The sequence below is a fragment of the Candidatus Pelagibacter communis genome (assembly GCF_001180105.1).
Lineage (GTDB): Bacteria > Pseudomonadota > Alphaproteobacteria > Pelagibacterales > Pelagibacteraceae > Pelagibacter > Pelagibacter ubique_K.
In genome coordinates this window covers 1-24,097 of record NZ_CVSO01000070.1, presented here as the reverse complement: position 1 = coordinate 24,097, position 24,097 = coordinate 1, and the positions used below count along the sequence as shown (strand labels likewise).

The 24,097-nt window shown below is 29.5% G+C and carries 26 protein-coding genes and 1 tRNA gene; 11 read left to right on the top strand and 16 right to left on the bottom strand.

Features of this window, described 5'->3' with window-relative positions; translation table 11 throughout:
- Nucleotides 1-75: 75 nt before the first annotated feature.
- Nucleotides 76-150 (top strand) — tRNA-Gly (locus tag AMN84_RS04480).
- An 11-nt stretch (nucleotides 151-161) separates the two neighbouring features.
- Complete coding sequence (locus AMN84_RS04475; RefSeq protein WP_075483789.1) at nucleotides 162-500, top strand: 4a-hydroxytetrahydrobiopterin dehydratase; 339 nt, start codon at nucleotides 162-164, stop codon at nucleotides 498-500.
- On the opposite strand, the gene purH is transcribed toward AMN84_RS04475, so the two are convergent.
- From purH to AMN84_RS04445, 7 genes are read right to left on the bottom strand one after another with little or no spacing between them, the layout of a single operon-like run.
- The gene (gene purH / locus AMN84_RS04470) at nucleotides 497-2,044 is read right to left on the bottom strand and encodes a bifunctional phosphoribosylaminoimidazolecarboxamide formyltransferase/IMP cyclohydrolase (protein ID WP_075483787.1); all 1,548 of its coding nucleotides are present in this window, start codon (nucleotides 2,042-2,044) and stop codon (nucleotides 497-499) included. The two genes, AMN84_RS04475 and purH, sit on opposite strands and share 4 nt — an antisense overlap.
- A complete protein-coding gene (locus AMN84_RS05145; protein ID WP_256998161.1) occupies nucleotides 2,041-2,457 on the bottom strand; it encodes a heparinase II/III-family protein in 417 nt (138 codons plus the stop codon). The genes purH and AMN84_RS05145 overlap by 4 nt, the downstream gene beginning before the upstream one ends.
- Complete coding sequence (locus AMN84_RS04465; protein WP_256998160.1) at nucleotides 2,426-3,667, bottom strand: heparinase II/III domain-containing protein; 1,242 nt, start codon at nucleotides 3,665-3,667, stop codon at nucleotides 2,426-2,428. The genes AMN84_RS05145 and AMN84_RS04465 overlap by 32 nt, the downstream gene beginning before the upstream one ends.
- 6 nt (nucleotides 3,668-3,673) lie before the next feature.
- Nucleotides 3,674-4,333, bottom strand: a complete 660-nt coding sequence (rpe, locus tag AMN84_RS04460; protein ID WP_075483785.1) for a ribulose-phosphate 3-epimerase — start codon at nucleotides 4,331-4,333, stop codon at nucleotides 3,674-3,676.
- A 43-nt stretch (nucleotides 4,334-4,376) separates the two neighbouring features.
- On the bottom strand, nucleotides 4,377-4,727 hold the full coding sequence (locus AMN84_RS04455; RefSeq protein ID WP_075483773.1) for a hypothetical protein: 351 nt from the start codon (nucleotides 4,725-4,727) through the stop codon (nucleotides 4,377-4,379).
- Between the two features lie 50 nt (nucleotides 4,728-4,777).
- Complete coding sequence (locus AMN84_RS04450; protein ID WP_075483771.1) at nucleotides 4,778-6,598, bottom strand: sodium:solute symporter family protein; 1,821 nt, start codon at nucleotides 6,596-6,598, stop codon at nucleotides 4,778-4,780.
- Nucleotides 6,598-6,861: a DUF4212 domain-containing protein gene (locus tag AMN84_RS04445; RefSeq protein ID WP_075483884.1), complete on the bottom strand. Its 264-nt coding sequence runs from the start codon at nucleotides 6,859-6,861 to the stop codon at nucleotides 6,598-6,600. The genes AMN84_RS04450 and AMN84_RS04445 overlap by 1 nt, the downstream gene beginning before the upstream one ends.
- Before the next feature lie 122 nt (nucleotides 6,862-6,983).
- Between AMN84_RS04445 and AMN84_RS04440 the strand changes: the two genes are divergently transcribed.
- Nucleotides 6,984-7,607 (top strand): esterase, encoded by a 624-nt coding sequence (locus AMN84_RS04440; RefSeq protein WP_075483769.1) that lies wholly within the window; start codon nucleotides 6,984-6,986, stop codon nucleotides 7,605-7,607.
- Here the strand turns inward: AMN84_RS04440 and acs are convergent.
- The 4 genes from acs to tsaD are packed head-to-tail and all read right to left on the bottom strand — an operon-like array spanning nucleotide 7,604 to nucleotide 12,790.
- Entirely contained in the window at nucleotides 7,604-9,694 is a 2,091-nt protein-coding gene (acs, locus tag AMN84_RS04435; protein ID WP_082254980.1) for an acetate--CoA ligase, read from the bottom strand. The two genes, AMN84_RS04440 and acs, sit on opposite strands and share 4 nt — an antisense overlap.
- Nucleotides 9,695-9,696: 2 nt before the next feature.
- Complete coding sequence (locus tag AMN84_RS04430; RefSeq protein WP_075483767.1) at nucleotides 9,697-10,110, bottom strand: EVE domain-containing protein; 414 nt, start codon at nucleotides 10,108-10,110, stop codon at nucleotides 9,697-9,699.
- A gap of 21 nt (nucleotides 10,111-10,131) precedes the next feature.
- Complete coding sequence (locus AMN84_RS04425) at nucleotides 10,132-11,700, bottom strand: tetratricopeptide repeat-containing sulfotransferase family protein (protein WP_075483765.1); 1,569 nt, start codon at nucleotides 11,698-11,700, stop codon at nucleotides 10,132-10,134.
- A gap of 16 nt (nucleotides 11,701-11,716) precedes the next feature.
- A complete protein-coding gene (gene tsaD / locus AMN84_RS04420) occupies nucleotides 11,717-12,790 on the bottom strand; it encodes a tRNA (adenosine(37)-N6)-threonylcarbamoyltransferase complex transferase subunit TsaD (protein ID WP_075483763.1) in 1,074 nt (357 codons plus the stop codon).
- 44 nt (nucleotides 12,791-12,834) lie between these two features.
- Between tsaD and hemC the strand changes: the two genes are divergently transcribed.
- From hemC to folD, 5 genes are read left to right on the top strand one after another with little or no spacing between them, the layout of a single operon-like run.
- Nucleotides 12,835-13,734 (top strand): hydroxymethylbilane synthase, encoded by a 900-nt coding sequence (gene hemC, locus AMN84_RS04415; RefSeq protein ID WP_075483761.1) that lies wholly within the window; start codon nucleotides 12,835-12,837, stop codon nucleotides 13,732-13,734.
- Nucleotides 13,735-14,433 (top strand): uroporphyrinogen-III synthase, encoded by a 699-nt coding sequence (locus tag AMN84_RS04410; protein ID WP_075483759.1) that lies wholly within the window; start codon nucleotides 13,735-13,737, stop codon nucleotides 14,431-14,433.
- Nucleotides 14,434-14,435: 2 nt separating this feature from the next.
- Nucleotides 14,436-15,521: a mechanosensitive ion channel family protein gene (locus AMN84_RS04405; protein WP_075483757.1), complete on the top strand. Its 1,086-nt coding sequence runs from the start codon at nucleotides 14,436-14,438 to the stop codon at nucleotides 15,519-15,521.
- The gene (locus AMN84_RS04400; RefSeq protein ID WP_075483755.1) at nucleotides 15,518-15,805 is read left to right on the top strand and encodes a YggT family protein; all 288 of its coding nucleotides are present in this window, start codon (nucleotides 15,518-15,520) and stop codon (nucleotides 15,803-15,805) included. Before AMN84_RS04405 ends, AMN84_RS04400 begins: the two co-directional genes overlap by 4 nt.
- Nucleotides 15,806-15,811: 6 nt before the next feature.
- Nucleotides 15,812-16,657 (top strand): bifunctional methylenetetrahydrofolate dehydrogenase/methenyltetrahydrofolate cyclohydrolase FolD, encoded by an 846-nt coding sequence (gene folD / locus AMN84_RS04395; RefSeq protein WP_075483753.1) that lies wholly within the window; start codon nucleotides 15,812-15,814, stop codon nucleotides 16,655-16,657.
- Here folD and AMN84_RS04390 read toward each other — a convergent pair.
- On the bottom strand, nucleotides 16,649-18,316 hold the full coding sequence (locus AMN84_RS04390) for an O-linked N-acetylglucosamine transferase family protein (RefSeq protein ID WP_075483751.1): 1,668 nt from the start codon (nucleotides 18,314-18,316) through the stop codon (nucleotides 16,649-16,651). The genes folD and AMN84_RS04390 overlap by 9 nt on opposite strands.
- A 52-nt stretch (nucleotides 18,317-18,368) precedes the next feature.
- Nucleotides 18,369-19,085 carry an SDR family NAD(P)-dependent oxidoreductase gene (locus AMN84_RS04385; RefSeq protein WP_075483749.1) on the bottom strand — a complete coding sequence of 239 codons (717 nt, stop codon included), beginning with the start codon at nucleotides 19,083-19,085 and terminating at the stop codon, nucleotides 18,369-18,371.
- A gap of 28 nt (nucleotides 19,086-19,113) precedes the next feature.
- Here AMN84_RS04385 and AMN84_RS04380 point away from each other — a divergent pair, with 28 nt between their 5' ends.
- The 3 genes from AMN84_RS04380 to AMN84_RS05175 are packed head-to-tail and all read left to right on the top strand — an operon-like array spanning nucleotide 19,114 to nucleotide 21,068.
- A complete protein-coding gene (locus AMN84_RS04380) occupies nucleotides 19,114-20,607 on the top strand; it encodes a cryptochrome/photolyase family protein (protein ID WP_075483747.1) in 1,494 nt (497 codons plus the stop codon).
- A complete protein-coding gene (locus AMN84_RS04375) occupies nucleotides 20,597-20,968 on the top strand; it encodes a thiol-disulfide oxidoreductase DCC family protein (RefSeq protein ID WP_075483745.1) in 372 nt (123 codons plus the stop codon). Before AMN84_RS04380 ends, AMN84_RS04375 begins: the two co-directional genes overlap by 11 nt.
- Entirely contained in the window at nucleotides 20,943-21,068 is a 126-nt protein-coding gene (locus AMN84_RS05175) for a DUF2256 domain-containing protein (protein ID WP_075483743.1), read from the top strand. Before AMN84_RS04375 ends, AMN84_RS05175 begins: the two co-directional genes overlap by 26 nt.
- Here AMN84_RS05175 and AMN84_RS04365 read toward each other — a convergent pair.
- Genes AMN84_RS04365 through AMN84_RS04355 form a run of 3 tightly spaced genes read right to left on the bottom strand, consistent with a single transcriptional unit; the run spans nucleotide 21,061 to nucleotide 23,907 of the window.
- On the bottom strand, nucleotides 21,061-22,203 hold the full coding sequence (locus AMN84_RS04365) for an FAD-binding domain-containing protein (protein WP_075483741.1): 1,143 nt from the start codon (nucleotides 22,201-22,203) through the stop codon (nucleotides 21,061-21,063). The genes AMN84_RS05175 and AMN84_RS04365 overlap by 8 nt on opposite strands.
- A 4-nt stretch (nucleotides 22,204-22,207) precedes the next feature.
- The gene (locus tag AMN84_RS04360; protein WP_075483739.1) at nucleotides 22,208-23,392 is read right to left on the bottom strand and encodes an argininosuccinate synthase; all 1,185 of its coding nucleotides are present in this window, start codon (nucleotides 23,390-23,392) and stop codon (nucleotides 22,208-22,210) included.
- Between the two features lie 8 nt (nucleotides 23,393-23,400).
- Nucleotides 23,401-23,907, bottom strand: a complete 507-nt coding sequence (locus AMN84_RS04355) for an invasion associated locus B family protein (RefSeq protein WP_075483738.1) — start codon at nucleotides 23,905-23,907, stop codon at nucleotides 23,401-23,403.
- Nucleotides 23,908-24,097: the final 190 nt, after the last annotated feature.

The following is a 24,097-nucleotide window of genomic DNA, read 5'->3' as shown; positions in this document are numbered from 1 at the left end:
ATTCTTAATTTAGACTAATCAATTTGTCGCTTGCTTAATTTTTAAAAAGCCTTTAACTTCAAAGTAATTAAATAGGCGGGCATAGCTCAGTGGTAGAGCGTCTCGTTGCCAACGAGAAGGTCGTGGGTTCAAGTCCCATTGCCCGCTCCATTTAAAGTATTATGAGTGATTTAGCAGAAAAAAGATGTATTCCGTGCGAAGGTGGAATTCCAAGTTTTAAGATTGATGAGATACATAAATATCTTAAAAAAGTTGACGGTTGGGACGTTAAACCTGATGAAAGTAAAAACTATTATTTAATTAAAGAATTTAAATTTAAAAATTTCCTTGAAAGCCAGGAATTTGTAAACAAAGTTGGAGGCATTGCTGAAAGCGAAGGTCATCATCCTGATATTTGGTTTGGTTGGGGATATGCAAAAATTAAAATTTTTACTCACGCTATAAATGGTCTTGCCGAAAGTGACTTCATTCTTGCAGCTAAAATAGATAAAATTTCTTAATGTTTAAAATGTCTTGTCTTGGAAAAGACAAGAATAGTATTTGTTTTATTTGCAAAATTTATAATTTCTTTATCTCTAATAGATCCACTTGGTTGAATTATAGCCTCAACACCAGCTTGTACTAAAGTTTCAATCCCATCTACAAAAGGAAAAAAAGCGTCAGATGCAGCTACAACTTTTTCTTTACTATCAATTTTTCTTAATTTTTTCATTTTACTAACAGCAATCTTGCAGCTATCCAGTCTACTTGGTTGTCCTGATCCTATTCCAATAGTTGCATTACTTTGTGAGATCACAATTGCATTTGATTTTACAAATCTACATACATTAAATGTAAACAAAAGATTTTTCAGAGTCTCATTGGAAGGTCTAACTTTAGAGACAACTTTAAAGTCGCCTTTTTTAAATATCCCAGTGTCAGAAGTTTGCGAAAGAAAATTATTCATAATTGATGTATTTTGTTCAAAATTAAGTTCTCTCAATGAACTAGAGTCAATCAATCTTAAATTTTTTTTCCTTTTTAATATTTTTAAAGCGCCAGTTTCAAAACCGTTAGCAACAACTACTTCATAAAACTTACTTGAAATTTCTTTTGCAACAGTTTTATCAACTTTATAATTACATGAAATAATACCTCCAAAAGCACTTGTGGGGTCACACTCATATGCTTTTAGATAGCTATTGATTTTTCTTTTATCTAATGCAACTCCACAAGGGTTTGCATGTTTGATAATTACTGTCGAATAATTTTTAGTAAATGATTTTGATAAGGATATACCTGTAAAAATATCGTTATAATTATTGTAACTTAATTTTTTTCCATTTAGTTGTTTTATATTAATTTCTTTGTTTAAAGAATAGACACTTGCATCTTGATGAGGATTTTCTCCATACCTTAAATTTTCAACTAAATTTCCACCAATCAATTTCTTTTTTGGTGGTAGCGAGTAATTGTTTGATTTGTTCAAATATTCAGTAATTTTTGTATCGTAATACCCGGTTTCAAGAAAAGCGTCTCTTGATAATATTTTTCTAAAATCAAGACTTGTTGAACCTCTATATTTTTTCATTTCATTTTGAAGTGCAATATACTGATTTGTGTCTGTAATAACTGTTACATCCTCATAATTTTTTGCTGCTGCTCTAACCAAAGTTGGTCCCCCAATATCGATATTTTCGATTATTTTTTTATCATTTCCTGTTTTTACTGCATCTTCAAAAGGATAAAAATTTACAATAACTAAATCTATCTTTTTGATATCAATTTTTTTAATTTGTTTTTGATGTTTTTTATTGTTCCTTTTGAATAAGATTCCTCCATAAAGCTTTGGATGTAAGGTTTTTACTCTTCCATCTAATATTTCTGGAGAATTAGTAAAATCACTTATTTCAATACTTTTATAACCTAGTCTATTAATTTTTTTATAAGTACCTCCAGAACTTAATATTTCAACTTTAAATCTTTTAAGAACTTTTAAAATTTTTGAAAGTTCAGATTTGTCAGAAACTGAAATTAGAGCTCGATTAATCTTTTTTAAATTCATATTTTTTCAATCGACCAATTTATTTCTTCTTCTTCATTCGAGATAAACCCATTTATAAATATATTTAAATTTTCAGAAAAAGAGTTTTTTCTTCCAAAATAAAGACCTTTTTCAATATCAAAAATTTCTTTATCACAGGTAAATTTCCAACCCGATTTTTTCAGTTGTATTAATATAGATTTTTGATCTTGTGTTTTTATCGCATTTATACCTGGCATAAGATGGAATCGAATTTCATATTCTAAATTTTGAAAACCTCTTTTGGATATGATTTTATCAGTTCCAATAAATTTATTTTTATTTTTGAAAAAGATAAGGTCTCTCTGAATATTTAGGCCATATTTTTTTTGGTAACCATCATGTTTTGCTGAGATATGCCATTTATCTTGATCGTCCTCTATTTTTTTTATCAAATATTTTTAAGTTAGTTTTTAGAAAATTTTGACCATTAGGATTTTTCGAAAAAGAACATGAAGAACTGTCATCAATTGAAATAGTTGAATGCGATGCTGTTGATTTTGAAATAATATTTAATTTATGTTTAAAATCTTGATAGTACCCACAATTAGTAATGAGTTTTTCATTTTCATGAAAAAATTCAAAAGATAACGCTCCAGATTGATATTCTGATGAATTTTTCTTTTCTGGGGATGAACCAACATCCATCGCTAAACAATTTTTTTTATGTGAGAGAATTGCGTATCCGCCTAAATTATTTAGGTTATTCTTAAATTTATAATCATGGATTTTAAGAAAATTTTGAAAATCTAGGTTACTTATTTCTTGGTTGCCATTAAACAAAAATTTCTTTTCATTTTCTTTAAAGAAAAATGCATAACATTTTCCTAAGTAATAGATAATTTCATTTAGATGTTCAGGAATTTCATTCTGTGAGTCTCTAAGAAGTTCCCTTATAAATATCAAATACTTCATGTAAAAAAGTAGTTGTCTTGGACTTCTAGATTTTGGAAATCCATCTAATTCAAAAGATGAATTAATAATTTTTTTTAACAAATTTAGTCCAAAGTCTAGATATTTTGTTTGGCCATTAAAAGATAAACTGGCAAGAATTATCGCAGCACATCCCAACATTTTGTCGTTTAAAGTTGAAGAGTTATCAATCTCATTAATTAAATGATTTACTTGTTTTTTAATGTTTCTAGAAAATAAAATTTTATAATTTTCTGTCGCGTTTTCATAAGTAATCTGGCTATTAGCAATCCATGAAATAATTCTTTTTGCCAAGGTATCTGTTTCCCAACTTTTAGGTGAATAGCTTTCATAATTTCCAATCCAGTTCGATATTATATTTTGAGTAATTTTTTTTGATGATTTTAAGTTAATTGTAAACAACCAATAAAAACTATGAATCTTTTTAAAATCTTTATCATTAAGATCAATTTTGTTCCAAACATCTTCAAGACTAAAATCTTCAATCCTAAAATTTCTTTCTTTCGATTTAATAATACAATTTAGTAAACTTAAATTTGGAACATAATTCAAGCCTCCGTCAAATACTCTAGATATCTTCCGGTTATAAATATTTGAGTTGAGATATACTTTTCTAATTTGTTTATAAAGATAAGAAAGAGAATTATTAAAAAATTTTTCTTTAGCTATCATGATAAATCAAATCGATTTTAGAAAATCTATATTCTTTTTTATATCTCCATTGTTTTCTTTAAAAATTGTAGTCCCTGATACCAAGACATTTGCCCCAGCATCAATTACTGATTTGAAATTTGAAAAATTAATTCCACCATCAACTTCAATATCAAAATTTAATTTTCTTTTATCCTTTAAATCTTTTAAGCTTTTAATCTTTTCTAAAACATCAGATATAAATTTTTGACCACCAAAACCTGGGTAAACACTCATGATAAGTATTAAGTCTACCTTATCCAAATAATCTTCAACAATATCAATTTTAGTATCTGGGTTTAAAGATATACCAACCTTTTTTTTAAAACTTCTGATTTCATCGATGGACTCTTGCAAATTAGGAGTAGCCTCTGGATGAATTGTAATAATATCTGCCCCTGCGTTTGCAAAATCCTTTATATATTTATGAACTGGACTAATCATTAAATGAACGTCAAATGGAAGTGACGTTTTATTTCTCAGCGCTTTAATAACAGGTGGACCAATAGTAATATTGGGTACAAAGTGACCATCCATCACATCTACATGAATCATGTCAGCTCCTGCCGTTTCAAGTTTTTTAATATCTTTTTCCAAATTGCTGAAATCAGCTGAAAGAATTGATGGAGATATTTGAATTTTTTTCATTGATACTTAGAATACTAGTATCAATTTTTGTTTTTTTTTTGAATCAATTTTTACCGAAAATTTGGTATATCTGAATAGCAATTTCACTTTCTAATGGAAATGACAACATTCCCATTACAGAATACCCCAACAGGTAAGGCATTAAGTAAAATCTAAACATATAGAAGAACCAAGCAACATAAAGTGGCACCAAAGGTTTTATAATGAAGGATGGAGTGATAAACGCAAATATCCTTATAAACGGATCAGTCATCTTCACAAATATCCTCATAAAGAAGAAATTTGAGTCTTCCCTTTGAAATATATTCATCGCAACTCTTCCAATTAATGTCCACATAATTACGCCCATGACGTAATCGATTAAATAAACCATTGGATGAAAATTTGCGTACATGATTTTAAAAAGATTGAAGGGGCGAAATTCGCCCCTTCGAAAGTAATTATTTAGTGTTGTTTACCAAGTATCGCTTTACCGCTAGGTATTCGTACTTCGTCAACCATTCTTTGAGTAGCAGCATCAGGTGCTTTAGTCATCAAGCTGACTACCACCATTAATACTAAGCTTACTAAAGATCCAACAATACCAAATGTTAATTGAGTAACTCCCCAGAATCCAGGGTAACCACTTCTTACAGCAATTAGATATGCTGAACCAGCGATTAAACCACCTAACATTCCAGCGACTGCTCCTTGAGCATTAGCTCTCTTCCACCATACTCCTAACACAAGTGGGAAGAACAATCCTGACATCGCAAAGTCAAAAGCCCAGATGACTGAACCTAAGATACCTTGAATCTCAAGAGCTGCAATTGTTGCTCCTGCAAAACCAATTAATACAAGTAATACCCTTGCAACGATAAGTCTTTTCGCTGTCTCTGCTCTTGGGTTAATCATCTTGTAGTAAATATCATGCGATAGAGCATTTGATATCGCTAACACTAATCCGTCAGCTGTTGACATGGCAGCAGCCATACCTCCAGCAGCAACTAGACCAGAAATTACATATGGTAATCCTGCTATCTCTGGAGTAGCCAATACAACGGCTTTACCACCCATGAAAAACTCGTTTAATTCAAGCGTTCCATTTCCGTTAAAGTCGCTTACAAACATTAAGTTTGCTTGGTTCCAGTTTTGATACCAGTCAATCGCTTGAACTTCAGTGATTGATTTACCAATAATTCCAGTAGCTAAGTTTGGATCCATTAGTGATAGTTTAGACAAAGTCGCTAACATTGGTGCTGAAGAGTATAGTAGGAATATAAAGAATAGTGACCAACCTACTGATCTTCTTGCAGCTTTCACACTTGGAGTTGTGAAATATCTCATCATAACGTGTGGTAATGAAGCTGTTCCAGCCATCATACAAACCGCTAATGAAATAAATTTCCAAGGTGTTGTGTTAACTTCTGCGTGCGCTTTAGTTATACCAGATAGTCCTTTTGGTACCTGTTTTAGGTCAGCTGCAGAGTTTTTAACTTCACCAAGACCGAACTGAGCTTCTAACTCAGCGATTCTTGCTACTTCATCTGCTAACATTAGGTGTGGAAATACTCCTGCACCCATTTTGTTACTGATCCAGAAAACTGGTAACAAGTATGCTATAATCAGTACGATGTACTGAGCAACTTGCGTCCAAGTAACTGCTCTCATTCCACCAAGCATTGAACACATCAATATACTTGCAAGACCAACGTACACAGCAATCTCGAAAGGAATATCAAGTGCAACTGATGCAATTGTTCCTGTCGCGTTTATCTGTGCAGTCACGTATGTGAATGATGCAACTGTTAAGACTATTACCGCAGATAGTCTAGCCATGTTTCCGCCATATCTAGTTCCGATAAAATCTGGAACTGTGTAGCAACCAAACTTTCTCAAGTAAGGTGCTAAAAGCGAAGCAACTAGTACGTATCCACCCGTCCAACCAACAAGCAATGCCATATAGCCGTAACCTTTGAAGTAAATTCCTCCAGCCATCGCAACGAATGAAGCACCAGACATCCAGTCTGCAGCAGTTGCCATTCCGTTGAATACTGTTGGAACCTGTCTTCCAGCTACGTAATATGCATCTGTTTGCATTGTACGTGATAGGTAACCAATTAACGCATAAATTAAAACTGTGAACGCAACAAAGAAAATACCAATTAACTTCGCAGACATTCCAGCTTGTTCAGCAATCGCCATTAAGATTATGAAAACAATAAACCCGCCGGTATATGTTCCATAAATCTTAGGAAGATTGTCTATAAATTTACCTTTAAACATTAGTCATCCTCTCTTTCAGTGTAGCCGAACTCTTCGTCAATTTTTTCTTGTCTATTCGCAAACCAGAAAATTAGTATTACGAAAATTCCAAGAGAACCTTGACATGTCATGTAATAAGACAACGGATATCCAAGTGGTCTTATTGATGACGCTTCCATCTCGGCGCCGAAGAAAAAGATGCCAATAGAGAAAACAAACCAGATTGCTAATGTTATAAATAGCAACATTCTAGTTTTTTCCCAGTGTTGTTGTTGTTTTGACATTTTTTTTCCCTCCCTATAGGTTAAAAGACGAAACATTACCCAAAATGACATAGATTGGAACCCCTAAAAATGTTACAATTGAGTGTGTTTTTACACAATTAGACAACTTGTAGTAGAAAATAATGCTAAAATATAAATTCAATCTAAAAGATATAAGTCTTGCTGATTTCAAAGTCTATTTAGGAGCAATGTTCAAAGCAGTGCTTCCTAAGAGCAAATTAAGGAATTTGGACGACCTGAAAAAATTTATTCAACAAAAATCAGCTTGGGTGACCCAGGTTACTCTTTACAATTACTTAAAAACAAGAATGGGAACTAGATACGTTTTGCATTTTGATAACGAAGTTTTTTTATCTTCAATAAACAAAGCAAAATGGAATATTTATTATGTGGCCCTTCAAGATCTTACTTTCTACAGCTTTTCGTATTTAAACTATTTTTTTAAATACGAAGACACAACCAAATCCAAAATGATTTATGAAGAGATCTTGCACGATGAACTAAAGAATGGAATGCCAGATGATATTATTGCAAAAGGAAAAGCAACTTTTGACAAAAGATTAGAAGAAATTGATTGGAAAAAATATTTTAGCTCTTTGCCATTTAATAAGAGCGCTTTGGCTTTGTATGAATGGGCGCCAATTGCTGAAGAGCTTAAAACTTTGGACAGAAAAATTGTTTTAAACTCTATGATACTGAAGTGGGATAATATTAAAGAAGAATTCGAAAAGAGAATTAATTTTTAAATATTTTTTCTTTCGTCGACGAGATTTTTTACTACGCTTGGATCTGCCAAAGTTGTTGTATCCCCAAGTTGGTCATGTTCATTAGCAGCAATTTTTCTTAAAATTCTTCTCATTATTTTCCCTGATCTAGTTTTAGGTAAACTAGGGGCAAACTGAATTATCTCTGGCCTATAAATTGGCCCAAGAGATCTTACTAAATGGTTTTTAAGCTCTCTTTCTAAATCACCATCATGTTTTTCACCCGCATTAAGAGTTACATAACAGTAAAGACCATTACCTTTAATATCATGAGGATATCCAACAACAGCAGCTTCAGCTACTTTTGGATGCGCAACAAATGCACTTTCTATTTCTGCAGTTCCAAGATTATGACCCGACACTATTATAACATCATCAACTCTCCCAGTTATCCAATAGTAACCGTCTTTGTCTCTTCGACACCCATCACCTGTAAAATATTTTCCATCAAATTGTGAAAAATATGTTTCAATAAATCTATTGTGATCTCCATAAACTGTTCTCATTTGACCTGGCCAGGATTGAGCAATACACAATCTTCCTTGTGCTTCTCCTTTGAGTACTTTCCCGTCTTTATCAACTATTACAGGTTTAATACCATAAAACGGTTTAGTCGCAGATCCCGGTTTAAGATCTATTGCTCCAGTTTGAGGACTTATCAAAATGCCTCCTGTTTCCGTTTGCCACCAGGTATCAACTATAGGACATCTCGAGTCTCCCACCGTTTTATAATACCACTCCCAAGCCTCAGGATTGATTGGTTCACCAACAGTTCCTAAAAGTTTTAAAGTTTTTCTAGAAGTTTTTTTTACAGGAGCATCTCCTTCTCTCATTAGCGCTCGAATTGCAGTTGGGGCTGTATAAAATATATTAACTTTGTATTTATCTACAATTTGCCACCATCTTGAAATATCGGGGTAAGTAGGTATGCCTTCAAACATAAGTGTTGTTGCACAGTTGGACAATGGTCCATAAATAATATAGCTGTGACCTGTAACCCAACCTATATCAGCTGTACACCAATAAATATCTTTGGGTTTATAATTAAAAATATATTGGTGTGTCATAGATGCGTAAACCATATAACCACCCGTCGTATGCAAAACCCCTTTTGGCTTACCTGTTGATCCAGATGTGTATAAAATGAAAAGTGGATCTTCTGCGCTCATCTCTTCGGGTTCACATAAAGACGGTACATTTTTTGTTATTTCATGGTACCAGACGTCTCTGTCCTCATTCCAATTAATTCTATTCCCTGTTCTTTTTACAACAATACATTTTTTTACATTCGGACAACTTAATAAAGCTTCATCAGTGATAGATTTTAAATTAATTGTTTTCCCACCCCGCAGACCCTCATCTGCTGTAATTACAAAATCGGAATTACAATCATTAATACGCCCAGAAATACTATCGGGAGAAAATCCACCAAAAATTATCGAATGTATCGCACCTATTCTTGCGCATGCTAGCATGGTGTATGCCAGTTCGGGTATCATAGTGAGGTAAATTGTAACTCTATCACCTTTCTTAACCCCTAAATTTTTTAAAGCATTTGCAGCTTTACAAACTTCTGTGTGAAGTTGTTTATATGTGATTTTCTTTTGAACTTTTGGATCATCTCCAACCCAGATAATTGCTGTTTTATCTTTGTTGTTTTTGAGATGTCTATCGATACAATTACTAGAGGCATTTAAAGTACCATCATAATACCACTTTATATGAACATCAGATTTACTATACTTAACATCCTTTACTTTTGAGTATGGTTTTATCCAGCTAATTCTTTTTCCCTCTTTTCTCCAAAAAGAGTCGTTTTCTTTAAGTGAGTTGTTATATTTTTTTTCGTACTCGGTCTTTGATACCAAAGCTTTTTTTATCCACTCAGATTTTGTTTTGTAAATTTTTTCTATATTTTCTTTTTTTGGACTTAAAGATAATTTATTTTTCCTCTTCTTTTTTGATTTAGAGGTTTTTCTTTTTTTTGAATTTTGAAGATTTTTTTTCTTACTTTTTTTCAAAGATTTTCTTTTTTTAACTTTTCTTTTTTTTTTAGATCTTTTTGCCATAACTAAATATTACTCATATTATATAATATTTTCCAGCTTTTAGAGTCAATGGGCATAACTGATAATCGACTTTGTTTAATCAAGGGAATATCCTTTAAAGAGCTATTTTTTTTGATATCCTCTAATTTTACAGGATTTTTAAGTTTTTCTTTAAACCTCACTTTTACAGCTACAAACATCTTTTTTTTATCGGCTGGATCCAAAAAAGCCTCTTTTATTACCTCTACAATACCAACGATTTCCTTTCCAATATTTGAATGATAAAAAAAACAAAGATCACCAACTCGCATTTTTTTTAAATTATTTCTTGCTTGATAATTTCTAACACCATCCCAAATTGATCCCTTCTCACCTGCTTTTTTTTGTTGATTTAAAGACCATACGTAAGGCTCTGACTTTAATAACCAGTATTTCATTTTTTTATTTTTTTTTCATAACTAACAAAACCAACTATATTTTTTTTGAAACTCAGAAAAAAACTTTTTATAAATCAAATATTTCGAATTCGTATTATTATCGATTGCTTTCCTTATTTGAAGATTACTCATAGTTTGAGAAGTCAAATCGTCTCTTTTATAAAATTCTAGGCATTTTGGATCCCAGTCTAATTCACAGTATTTGAATAATTTTTTTGACTCCATCAAGGGGTTTTTAGTGAATTCTTCATAGTTTAAATTATATATTAAATCTGAATTACAGTCTTTTGTTCTATTTATAGTTTCATAATAAAAATCATAGTACTTGAATATATTATCTAAGTTATGAGACCAAGCCAAAAAAGGAAGATTATTTTTTAAAGTAGAAACTAAAGATGAAAGCGGGTTTCTTAAACAATTTATTATTTTTGCATTTGGAAAAATAATTTTTAAAAAATCAACATATAAAAAATTTTCTAAACTTTTGTCAGTAAATATTAAGTTATTTTTTTTTTGAATTAGCTTTAAGGTTTTATATTTTTTAATAATTTTATTTTTTAGTGAGTTTATATCAATTTGAATAGTTTCTGCTTTATGAATATAGTTTCTTATCTCACAGCTTATTATTCCAGTTTCTTCTCCAACGGGTATTGTCTTTAAACCTGATGCAATTACTTTCTCAACAAGTGTAGAGCCACACCTTGGCAAGCCGATGATAAAGATTGGTCTTATTTTACAATCTAAACCTAATTTTTCTTTATTAAAGTTTGATTTGATTTTTTCATTTATTTTTGGAAAGTCATTAAAATAAAAATTTAGATCTTTAGAAAATTGTTCTTTGTTAGAATCAAAATAAAATTGATGTCCTTCCATCAAATATTTGAATTCATCTTTGTAATTTTTTTTTTTGTTTTCAAATTTAGATAATAAAAAATTTCCAAATGCTAAATTCCTGAAATCAGTCTGGTTTTCTTTTATGATGTTTGAAACTTTGTGATTTAAATTAGAATTCAAATTTTTATCATCAAGATTGCTAAGATTGTATTCATATTCTAAGTTTGAGGGTTCATAACTTACCGCTTTTTTATAACTATCTATTGATTTCATCTTATCTCCAAGTATTTGCCAAACAATTCCTAGATTATTATGAGCCAAAGCATAATCTTTTTTTATTTTTATAGCTTCTTGATAATTAAAAATTGCATCTTTATAATTTTTTAATCGTCGATTTAAATTTCCAAGATTATTAAAGGCAACAAAATAATTAGGATTTTTTTGTGTTGCTTTCTGAAGATTAAAGACTTCATTTTCGGTATCATCTAAATTTTTATAAACAATACTGAGACCTAAATAAACTTCCTCAATCCTTTCAGGATTAAGACTAATTACTTTTTTATAATAGTTAATAGAGCTTTGATAATCAGCTAATCTAAAATGTATTAGTCCGAGATTATACAAAGCAATAATATTTGATGAATCTGAACTAAGAATACTTTTATAAATATCTTTAGCAATTTTTAGTTCGCTTTTATGTAAATAATTTGAGGCTAACCTTAATGCTTCCTGGATACTGTATTTTTTTCCATTCATCTATTTAAATTTGCAATTATAATTTTACACCCGCACCCTTCAAAAATTTTGCTTTTCTATCCAAAGGCCATCTAGGTTTAACTTCGAAATCTAAACTATCAAATTTTTTTTTTTTATATTTTTCTAAACCAACAAGGGCAATCATTGCCGCATTGTCAGTACAAATTTCTATATTTGGAAAAAAAATTTCGAAATTTTCCTGATTACATAGTTTTTTTAAATTTTTTCTAATTTCTTTATTAGATGCAACACCACCAGCAACAACCAAGCTTCTATTACTAGGATAATTTTCAATATGTTCATCAATAGCATTCTTTGTTTTTTTAATTAAGATTTCTATGATAGTTTTTTGAAAACTTGCAGCTAGATCACATTTGTCTTTATTCGTTTTTAACGAATTTTTTAATCTTAAAACTGCTGTTTTTAAACCTGCAAAAGACATATTAGATCCACCTTTATAAAAAATTGGTTTTGGTAATTTAAATCGATCTTTGTTTCCCTTCTTTGAAAGTTGTTCAATAATTGGACCACCAGGATAAGTAAAGTTCATAATTTTTGAGACTTTGTCATAAGCTTCACCCAATGCATCATCAATAGTCGTTCCTAGCCTTTTATATTTTCCAAGTCCATCGACTGATAAAAATTGAGTGTGACCACCTGAAATCAAAAAAAGCAAATATGGGAATTTTAATTCAGAATTAAGTTTAGGACTTAGAGCATGTCCCTCAAGATGATTAACAGCAATTAGAGGTTTTCTAAGAGAGACTGATAAAGCCTTGGCAAAATTTAATCCAACAGACAAACAAACTATCAAACCTGGCCCAGCGGTAGCAGCTATTGCATCAATTTTATTAATGTTAATTTTACTCTTTTTAAGAGCCTCATTTGTAATCAAATCTATTTTTTCCAAATGTGATCGGGCAGCTAATTCAGGTACTACACCACCAAATTTCTCATGAATATCGAATTGGCTTGACACAATATTAGACAATATTTTGGGTCTTTTATTGTTTTCATGCTCTAAAACAGACACTGCCGTTTCATCACAGCTAGTTTCAATACCAAGTATTATAGTTTTTTTCTTTTTCAATATTTAATTAGTATAATTAATTTTAAAAATAAAAAATATTTAAAATGATAAAAAAATTAAAAATTGGAACTCGGGGAAGCTCTTTAGCACTAAAATATGCTGAAATTGCAAAAGACGAAATTAAACAATCAGGTGTTGAGGTTGAAATTATAAAAATAACCACAAAAGGTGATTTAGTTTTAGATAGAAGGACTAGTGAAATTGGAGGAAAAGGAGAATTTATAAAAAACATTGAAAAAGAACTTATAGACAAAAATATTGATATAGCTGTTCATTCTTTAAAAGATGTTCCATCCAATGAAACTAAGGGCCTAAGAACTGAATGTTTTCTTAAGAGAAACGATCCCCAAGAAGTTTTGGTCAATAAAGAAAATTTAACTCTTGATAGAATTAAAAAAAACTCAGTTGTTGGTACTTCTTCATTAAGGAGAGAATTTCAATTAAAACGTTTAAGACCAGACTTAAAATTTAAATTAATAAGGGGAAATATAGACACCAGAATTAAAAAATTAGATGAAGATCAATACGATGCAATTATTTTAGCAAAGGCTGGCTTAGTTGCTTTATCATTAGAAAATAGAATATCAGAAATATTTGAATGTAAAAGAATAGTTCCTCCTGCTGGTCAAGGGACTATCGTTCTTCAGTCCAGAGAAGAAGATGATAGAGTAAATAGAATTCTTTCAAAAATTAACCATTTTGAAACTTCAATTGAAGCTAAAATTGAAAGAAAAATTTTAACTGCTTTGGAGGGAGACTGCAACACTGCTGCAGGTATATATGCTAATGTAAGAGGTAAAAATGTAAACATTGTGGCTGAATTATTTTCTAGTGATGGTGACAAAAAATTTACTTATAAAGATGAATGTAAAATAGAAGAATCTTTAGAAATTGCCAAAAAAGCCGGCGATGATTTAAAAAAACAGTTTGAAATGGAAAAATAAATGCATGTTTTGTTAACTAGACCTTTGGAAGACTCAATAGAACTCATAAAAAAATTCAAAGACAAGGGTTTCACAGTATCTCATCTTCCTTTAATTAAAATAGATAAAATAAGCCATCCTAAACTTAATGGCTCAGAGTATAATAACGTTGTTTTTACAAGCTCAAATGCAATTAGAAATTTAGATATTAAACACCTTGATAAAAAAATTTTATGTTTTTGTGTAGGTGATGCAACAGAAAAAACTGCAAAACAAAAAGGTTTTCATAATACATTTTCGGCAGGTGGAAATGTAAGAAGTTTGAAAGAATTAATTTTGCAAAATTTGGAAAAAAAGACTGAGAAGATTTTGTATATAAGTGGTGAATTAGTCTCATATGATCTGGACAAAGACCTAATTAAAGAAGGATTAAATGTTCAAAGGTTAATTAATTATAGCGTCTCACACACTAAAGAACTAAATCCTGATTTTTTAAATGAGCTTAAAAAAAAAATTCCTGATATTATTTATATTTATTCTCAAAATAGTGCAGAGAGTTTTTTAAATTTGATCAAAAAATATAAACTACATGATTATTGGATGAAAACTAATCTTATGTGTATAGGTGAAAAAACATCATCTGTGTTAAATGAGATAAAATGGAAGAAAATCTTCTTATTTAATCCTGGTGAAGAAGAATTTTTATTATATAAAATTTAGATATGGAAGTTTTTATAAATTTTAAAGATCTATTTCTTTCGGTTTGGGACCAGGGAATTCTCGGAATTAATATTGGTCAAATTCTGATTGGTTTAGGAATATTTTTAATATTTCTAATTTTTAGAGGCCTTATTAGCAAACTAATTTTAAAAAAATTGGAAATTATATCTAAAAAAACAACTAATAAATTAGATGATACATTCGTGAAATCTTTAGTTGGTCCAGCAAGATTTTTACCAATAGTGTTGGGTTTCTTTTTTGCAAGTTATTATATGACATTCAGTGATGAGACTAGTTCATTCGTTGATAATGTTAATAGAACATTAATTACCATACTATTGTTCTGGATTATTCATCAAATAATAGAACCAATTTCCTATATCTTAAGTGGACTAGACAGAATTTTAACACGTGAATTAATTGGTTGGATAATTAAGTCTTTAAAAATACTTATTTTTATACTTGGAGCTGCCGCTGTATTAGAATTATGGGGAATTAAGATCGGTCCAATTATAGCAGGACTTGGCTTGTTTGGTGTTGCAGTAGCATTAGGCGCACAAGACTTATTTAAAAACTTAATTTCAGGGATTTTAGTACTTGTTGAAAAAAGATTTAAAATGGGTGACTGGATTTTAGTTGAAGGCACAATAGAAGGTATTGTTGAAAAAATTGGATTTAGATCAACTACTATCAGAAAGTTTGATAAATCATTAGCTATAATACCTAATTTTCAATTTGCTGAAAACGCTGTAATAAATATAAGCCAAACTACAAATTGGCTTATTAGCTGGACAATTACACTTCAGTACGACACTACTATAGAACAATTAAAAAATATACGGGACCAAATTGAAAATTTTATCATTGAAAATAAAGATTTTGACACAAAGGTAGGCTTGGCTGTAAGAGTAGATAAATTTTCGGATAGCTCTATAGATATGTATGTTAGATGTTTTACACAAACAGATAGCTGGAATGAGTGGCTTAAAGTTAAGGAAAGATTAGCAATTGGTATTAAAGAAATTGTTGAAAAAAATAAAGCATCGTTTGCGTTTCCTAGTCAATCAATTTACGTAGAAAAAAAATGATAATAATTTATATAGTTGCTATGACAATACTCAAGTATTACTCATACATAGTAATTGCAAACGTCATTTTAAGTTGGTTAGTAGCTTTTAATATAATTAATACTGGAAATAGATTTGTTTACTCTGTTTTAGACTTTACTTATAGGATGACTGAACCGTTTCTTAATAGAATAAGAGCCTTTTTGCCAAATCTTGGCGCATTTGACATCTCGCCTGTTATATTGCTTATGTTGATATGGATCATGCAAATGTGTATGGAGTATTACATAAGACCAATAATATAGAATATCATGAATTTAATTGACGGAAAAAAAATTGCTGCTGAACTGAGGAACGAACTTAAAGTTGAAGTTGACGAAATTAAGAAAAAATTTAAAAAAGTTCCAGGCTTGACAGTAATTTTAATTGGAGATTTAACTCCAAGTCAAATTTATGTAAGAAACAAAGAAAAATCCGCAAAGGAAATTGGTCTTAAATCAGAGATTATAAAGTACCCCGAGGATATTCAGGAGATTTCAGTATTAAACAAAATTGATGAACTCAATAAAGACGAGACAGTTTCGGGCATACTTGTTCAACTTCCCCTTCCAGATCATATTGATAAACAAAAAATAATTGAAAGAATTAATCCTGATAAAGACGTTGACGGTTTTCATCCTTACAATGTAGGAAATTTATCATCTGGATATGAAAGCTCAGTTCCTTGTACACCATTAGGATGTTATTTACTTATAAAAAGGACTGAACCAAATTTAAGTGGCAAAAAGGCAATTGTGATTGGAAGATCTAACTTAAATGGTAAACCGATGGCCCAGCTTCTTTTAAAAGAAAATTGCACAGTAACTATTACTCATTCAAAAACTAAAGATTTAAAAAACGAGTGTTTGAAAGGTGATATTGTTATTGCTGCTGTAGGAATTCCAGAGCTAGTTAAAGCGGACTGGATCAAAAAAGACGCAATAGTAATTGATGTAGGAATTAATAAGACAGATAAAGGCATCGTAGGGGATGTTGCATTTGAAGAGGTATCTAAGGTAGCTAAAGCATTGACCCCAGTACCAGGAGGTGTAGGACCAATGACGATTGCTTGCTTATTAAAAAACACAATTGAATGCTTTAAAAGAAGTTTAAAATAATTCCTTTAAAATAGAATTAAACTTTTCACCAACATCTTCAGTATTAAAAAGTTTTTTATTTGCTGCTTGTTGATAATATTTTTTTCTGTCTAAAATATTTTCGTCATTAGCTATTTCAATTGCTTTATTAACATAATCATTTTTATCTTTAACTATTGGTGGATTTTTAACCTCCATTTGAATATATGCAGCGCTTACGATTCTTGATTTAATATATTTGGTTGGATATGTCACTGTTTGCGTCCCATAAAACATTGACTCATGGAAAGAATTTCCAGAGCCAAAATAAATTGGATCAAGTAACACAGAAGAAGTTCCCAAATGATTGATAAACTGATTTAAATTTAACGGATCTAGAAAAACAACTCTATTAGAGTCGAAATTTTTATTTTTTTTAAACCTTTCTAATAACTTTTGGTAGTAAACCTTGTGAGTGTCTTTTAATAAATATAAAATTCCTTTTTTATCTTTTTTTAAAATATCAAATAAATAGTCATCAAAGTCTGGATGAAATTTAAATAAGGTCTGGGGACAAGAATAAATATTTTTTTTTGATATATCCTTATCATCCAATTTATTTCTAATAATCGGTTTATTATAAATCATTGGAAGCTTATCTATTATTAAAAAATTTTCAGAGTAAAATTTTTTAGAGTTTTCCAAGATTAGATTTTTAGAACATAAGAAATAATCGATAGATTCAGATCCAGTTGTTTCTGGATGGCCCCAAGACATAATTTGATATTTCGCCAATCTAACTAAAGATAAAAAATAAAATTCAATTGACATGCCAATATCTGGATAAAAAAGAATGTCAAAATTTTCTTTTTCTAGAATTTTAATTTTATCAATTAATTTATTAGGCAATATTTCATTTTTAAAACCTTTACTATTTTTGTTTAAAAATTCTTCAAATATTTCGCCCTTTTTTGTTTTGTAAGAATGATAAATAACAACATCAAAAAATTTCAAATCTAGGCTGAAAATTAAATCTTTAAACAATTTGCCTATTGTATGATCAGTAAAAAATTCAGAAACAAAGCCAATTTTAATTTTATCATTTAATTTCTGATTTATTGCAATTTTACGATTGAGCGGTTGATAAATTTTTTTTAGAGCTTTCACCATTTTTTTGTTTATTTCTAAATTATCTTTATCGGTGTAAGTAAGCTCAAATAATGGAGGTGAAATTATTTGATCATTATCATAGTCTAATTTTATATCTGAGCTAATAACTTCATCTAAACCTTTATTAATTTTTTGTCTATAATCATCTATCTCTTTTTTGTCACTTGCAATTAACGGAGAAAGTATTTTTTTTTGTACTTCCCATTTTTCATTAATTAAGTTTTTTTTTAATCCCTCATTCACTATCTTTATCATTTCCTCAATCTTATCTTGGCTCTTTAAAACACTAGCTAGAAATTGATAAGCAAATGGTTCATCAGGTTTAATTTTTATAATTTTTTTAATGCATTCTTCGGCTTTTTTAAAAGCTCCAGAAAAAGCATAAGAGTGACTTAAGTTACGGAGTATGGATAAATTATTAGGATAATCATTTAAAAGTTTCTCGAACAACTTAGTAGATTTTTCAAATTCTTTTTTTTGAAGATGATTATAGGCAATTTTAAAAAGCTCATCTGCTGAATATTTGTTCACAATACTTCAAGAATATATTATTTTATTAAAAATGGTATTTTAATAATTTAGATCATGTTAATTTTGATCTTCCACCATCCACACCTATAATTTGACCAGTTATCCACGAACTTTCATCGGTTAGCAAAAATTTTGCCATCGCCGCAGCGTCTTTACCTTCACCAATTCTTTTCATGGGGTGTGCTTTTGCTATACCTTCAGCGATTAGTTTATTCTTCAGCATCGGTTCAGCAATTTTTGATTTAGTTAGACTTGGTGCAATACAATTAACTCTTATGTTTGGAGCAAATTCAGCTGCTAAAGATACAGTCAATCCCTCCAAAGCTCCTTTTACAGATGCGATAATGCTATGATTAGTAAATCCTCTTCTGACTGCAACTGTTGAAAAAATTACAACAGAGCCTTTATTTTTTTTTAAACTTTCTTGAAAATTTTTAATTGTTTCAACAATTGGGTAAAAGTTTAAATCGAAACATTTTTGAAAGTCCTCTTTTTTTACCATTCTAATAGGTTTTAAGTCTATTGAACCCACACAATATGCAATCCCTTTTATTTCTTCACTTGCAAATTCATTTTTTAAACTTTCAATTTTTGCAGAGTCAAGAACATCCACAACAGTATATTTGCAACCTATCTCAGAAGAAATATTTTTTAGATTTTCTTCATCTCTTCCAATAAGCTGAACATCTTCATTATTTTCAGCCATCATTTTTGACAAATTTGAGCCGATAGAACCTGTCGCACCAAATATTAAATATTTTCCTGACATATCTTATAATAGTATTTATAAATAAATTATGAAATTGTTTATTACACTTGGAAACCAATTATTTCCATTAAAATACTTAAGCCGCTTCAAAAATGACCATCTTTTTTTTATGGCAGAGGATTATGGCTTATGCACCTATGAAAAACATCATAAATTAAAAATATTACTATTTTTATCTTCAATGCGATCATATGCAGAAAATTTAAAGAAAAATAGATTTAAACTAATTTATTCAAAAATTGATAACGCAGATTTTAAAAGTGACTATTTAACAAAAATACAAAAGGTTGTTAAAAAAAACAAAATTAAAGAAATTTCTTTTTTTGAGATAGAAGATAAACCATTTGAAAAGAAAATTTTAGATTTTATTAAAAAAAATAAAATAAAATTAAATATAATCAAAACCCCAATGTTTTTAAATTCTAGAGATGATTTTAAAAAATATTTATCTAAATCAAAAAAACCTTTCATGGCAGTGTTTTATAAAGAGACAAGAAAAAAAATGAATATTTTAATGAATGGTGAAGATCCAGTAGGAGGAAAATGGAGTTTTGATGAAGACAATAGGAAAAAACTTCCTAAAGGAACCAAAATTCCAGTCTTCCCAAAAATAAATGAAACTTCTCATACAAAAAATTTGAAATCAATTATAGAAAAAAATTTTTCAAAACATCCTGGTTCAACAAAAAATTTCTGGTTTGCAACTGAACTTAAAGATGTAATGAGACTTTTAGATTTTTTTATCAAAGAAAAATCAAATTTATTTGGAGATTATGAGGATGCTGTTGATCAGAGTAATAATATATTATTTCATAGTGCACTAAGTCCTTATTTAAACTTAGGAATAATTACACCTGAAATTATATTAGATAGAATTTTAACAAGCCACAAAAAGAAAAAAATAAGAATTAATTCTTTGGAGGGTTACATTAGACAGGTAATTGGTTGGCGTGAATTTATGAGAGGAATTTACCAAAATTTCCATAATAAATTAGAAACTGGAAATTTCTTTAAACATAACCGAAAAATGAAACCTTCGTGGTATGAAGGAAACACCGGTTTACCCCCTCTAGATTATGCAATTAAAAACGCTAAAGATCATGGCTGGTCTCACCATATAGAAAGACTAATGATTTTATCTAATATAATGAATCTATGTGAGATCAAACCAATCTTTGTTTATAAATGGTTTATGGAAATGTTTGTTGATTCATCTGAATGGGTAATGTTACCAAATGTTTATGGCATGGGGCTATTTAGTGACGGAGGAATATTTGCAACCAAACCATATATTTGTGGTTCAAGTTATTTTTTAAAAATGATGGATTTTAAAAAGGGTGATTGGTGTAATATTATGGATGGTCTTTATTGGAGATTTATTAATAAAAATAGAAAATTTTTTTTACAAAATCCAAGACTATCGATGATGGTTAGAATTTATGATAAAATGAATTCATCTAGAAAAAAAATGATTCTGGCTGCAGCGGATAAATTTATTAAAGAAAATACAAATGCCAATTAAAGTTTTTTTCAATAACTCCTGTAACATTTGTAAAATGGAAATTGATCATTATAAAAAAAATTCTGATGAAAATTTAGAGTGGGTCGATATAACCAATAATCAGGAAGCAATTAATTTGACTTCAAAATCTCAAGCAGAGCTTCTAAGAAGATTGCATGTCATCGAAAATGGAGAAGTTATAGGTGGGGCGAAAGCATTTGTAATAATTTGGTCAAAAATTCCAAAATATAAATTTTTAGCTAAAATATTTAGTTTCAAACCTTTATTTATAATTTTTCATTATCTTTATGAATTTGTTGCCTACTTTCTTTTTTTGAAAAACAAACATCAACTTAATGAAGAAACAAAACCTTCCAACTAAAATTTGTCCAGTTTGTCAAAGGCCATTTAAATGGAGAAAAAAATGGAGATTGAATTGGGATAAAGTCAAATACTGTTCAAAAAGATGTTCTTCTAAGTGAACATTGTAATAATTTTTGGAATATGATTTTTAAAATTAAAAAAACCTTTATTGCAATACTGCCAGGAATACTGATCAAGCTTTCTGAACAAGAAGTTAAGTTTAATGTTATTTAAATTTAAATAATCTAAGTTTTCACCAACTGTTGGATATAAACCAATAATATTTTCACCTATTTTTTTGACCTCACTTATATCTATAATCTCACACTCAATTGATTGATTCTTTATTCTTTGTTCTTGGTCTTTAATTAAAAGAGATTTAAATTTAATTACTTTATCACTTAATTTGATGGATCTGTTTTCATTTTTGTTTGATACCAAATAAATCTTTTTAAATTTAAAATCTTTAAAGTCAGTGATTTCAAAAGATAGGTTATTTTCAAAAATTAATAAATTTTCAGAGTCGATATCTTGAGGATTAGCAAAATTTTGTTTTACAATTGAGTATGTCTTTTCAGAAACTTTTGGTGGCGCGTTTTCAATCAATTTAATATTGTTAAATCTATTATTGGTAAATTTTTTGATATTCCATTCACTAGCTAGATAATGTTTTCCTTGTGTTTGTACTCCAGCAACCCATCTCCATCCAAGTGTATTTGATGCAGCATCACCATCATAAAGATGTTGCATAAAAAATTCTGCGCCTAGCTGCCAAGGTAAATCCAATGTGAATATCCAGATACTTGCAAACCACATTCTCGTGTGATTATGAAGATAATTATTTTCTATTAATTCTTTTACCCATTCATTAAAGCATTCGATGTTAGTATTTCCCTCTATCGCATTTAAGTATTCTTTATTATCTTTAAATTTTTCTCTTATACTGTTTAAGCTTACCAAATAATCGGTCCAGACGTTTGGTCTTAACTCAAGCCAACCTTTCCAATAAGTTCTCCAAAGAACCTCCTGTATAAACTTTTCATTTTTTGAAAAGGAAAACTTCGCTAGCGATTTTTTAATAATTTCAATTTCATTAAGGACCCCATGAGTAACATAGGGCGATAAGCACGATACGTTATCTCTTTTATCAGGCCCAAAATCGAAGTTTCTCAACCTTGAATAATCCGAAAGATTTTTTTCTAAAAAATTATTTAATTTATCAATAGCTTTCGCTCTGGATGCTTCGAAATTCATATTTTTAATTTAATTTTTTTTTATGGAAATTTATAAATCTTTCAACATTGGATTTGTTAAAAGTTTTATTTTCTTCAAAAGAAACTTTTTTCATTGAGTAAGCACTGCTTTTTGTCATTCTCGATTGAATTATAACATTACCTTTGTAAAGTTTTAACTTAACACTTCCATTTACCTTATTTTTTTTTAGATCTACTATTTTTTGTAAACTAAATCTTTCCTTTGAGAACCAATAACCGTTATAAATTAATTCTGCATATCTTGGCATTATAGAATCTTTTTTATGCATAGTATCTTTATCTAGTGTCACAGACTCCATTGCTCTATGAGCGATTAAAAGTAATGTCCCGCCTGGCGTTTCATAAACACCTCTTGATTTAATTCCGATAAATCTATTTTCAACTAAATCAACTCTTCCAACTCCATTTTTTCCACCGATTTGATTTAATTTTTCTAAAAGTTTTTCTGGTGTTAACTTTTTTCCATTAATACTAACTGGATCACTGTTTTTGAAACCAATAGAAACATAAGTGGGTTTATTAGGTGCCTTTTCAGGTGAAGTTGTTCTTTGAAAAATAAATTCAGGTGCTGAATTTTTTGGATTTTCTAAAACTTTACCTTCAGTAGATGTATGAAATAAATTGTCATCTACTGAAAAAGGTGGTGCACCTTTTTTATCTTTTGGAATTGGAATGTTATGTTTTTTTGCATAATTAATTAAATCTGTTCTTGATTTTAATTTCCAAATTCTCCAAGGAGCAATAACCTTTATTTTTGGACCAAAATAATGATATCCAAGTTCAAATCTAACCTGATCATTTCCTTTTCCAGTTGACCCATGTGAAACAGCGAAAGCTTTAAATTTTTTTGCGACTTTAATTTGATCTTTTGCAATTAATGGTCTCGCAATTGATGTCCCAAGAAGGTAAACCCCCTCGTAAATTGCATGACCTCTGATCATTGGGAAGACATATTCTTTTACAAACGTATTTTTTAAATTGTTAATTATTATTTTTTTAACACCAAGATTTTTTGCATTTTTAATAATTTTCTTTCGGTCTATTTCTTGACCAATGTCTGCAGTGTAGGCAATTACTTCACTATCGTAATTTTCCTGTAACCATTTTAAAATAATAGATGTATCAAGTCCGCCTGAGTAGGCTAAAACAATTTTTTTGTTTTTTTTCATTTAAGATATTAAGCGCAACTTTTTTTTGCAGTATTATAAGCCTTTGTGAAACCCATTAAAGAATAGTGATCAATTGTTTGAGATCCAGATTGATTATATCCCGTAATCATAATTCTTGATCCTTTTTTCATTACATTAACCATCTTTCGTTCTAAACCTGTGTCGCCTATCCAAGCAAAGTTTTCTTTTTTAACATCAAACTTAATTTTATTTTTTCCAGATTTAGCTGTAATTGAATTTTGAGTGTTATATTGATAACCAGATGTAATACTTACTTCATCTTTAATTTTATCAGCTGGTCTGAAACTAATAAATAGTCTTGCCTCTCTTGGATTTTTTTTTGGTGATTGTAAAACTGGTTTCGATTGTGCAAAACATAGTTTTTTTGCTCCATCAGTAACTACTATTGTTTCCCAGTCTTTAAATTTACCTACCTTTTTAATTTCTTGAGCTGAGGCTTCAGTGAGAATAAAAAGACAAAGTAACAATACTGTAATTTTATTAATTAAGGACATGGATTTGGATATGTTTTTTGAACTTCGTTAATTTGGTTAATAATTTCATTATTTAATTTTACATTTACACTTTCTACATTTGTTTTCAACTGTTGCATAGTAGTAGCACCAATTATTACACTTGTGACAAAAGGAAAGATTTAGTTTACAAAAAATAGTAGATCTAAAAAAAAATAAGGTAAATGGAAGT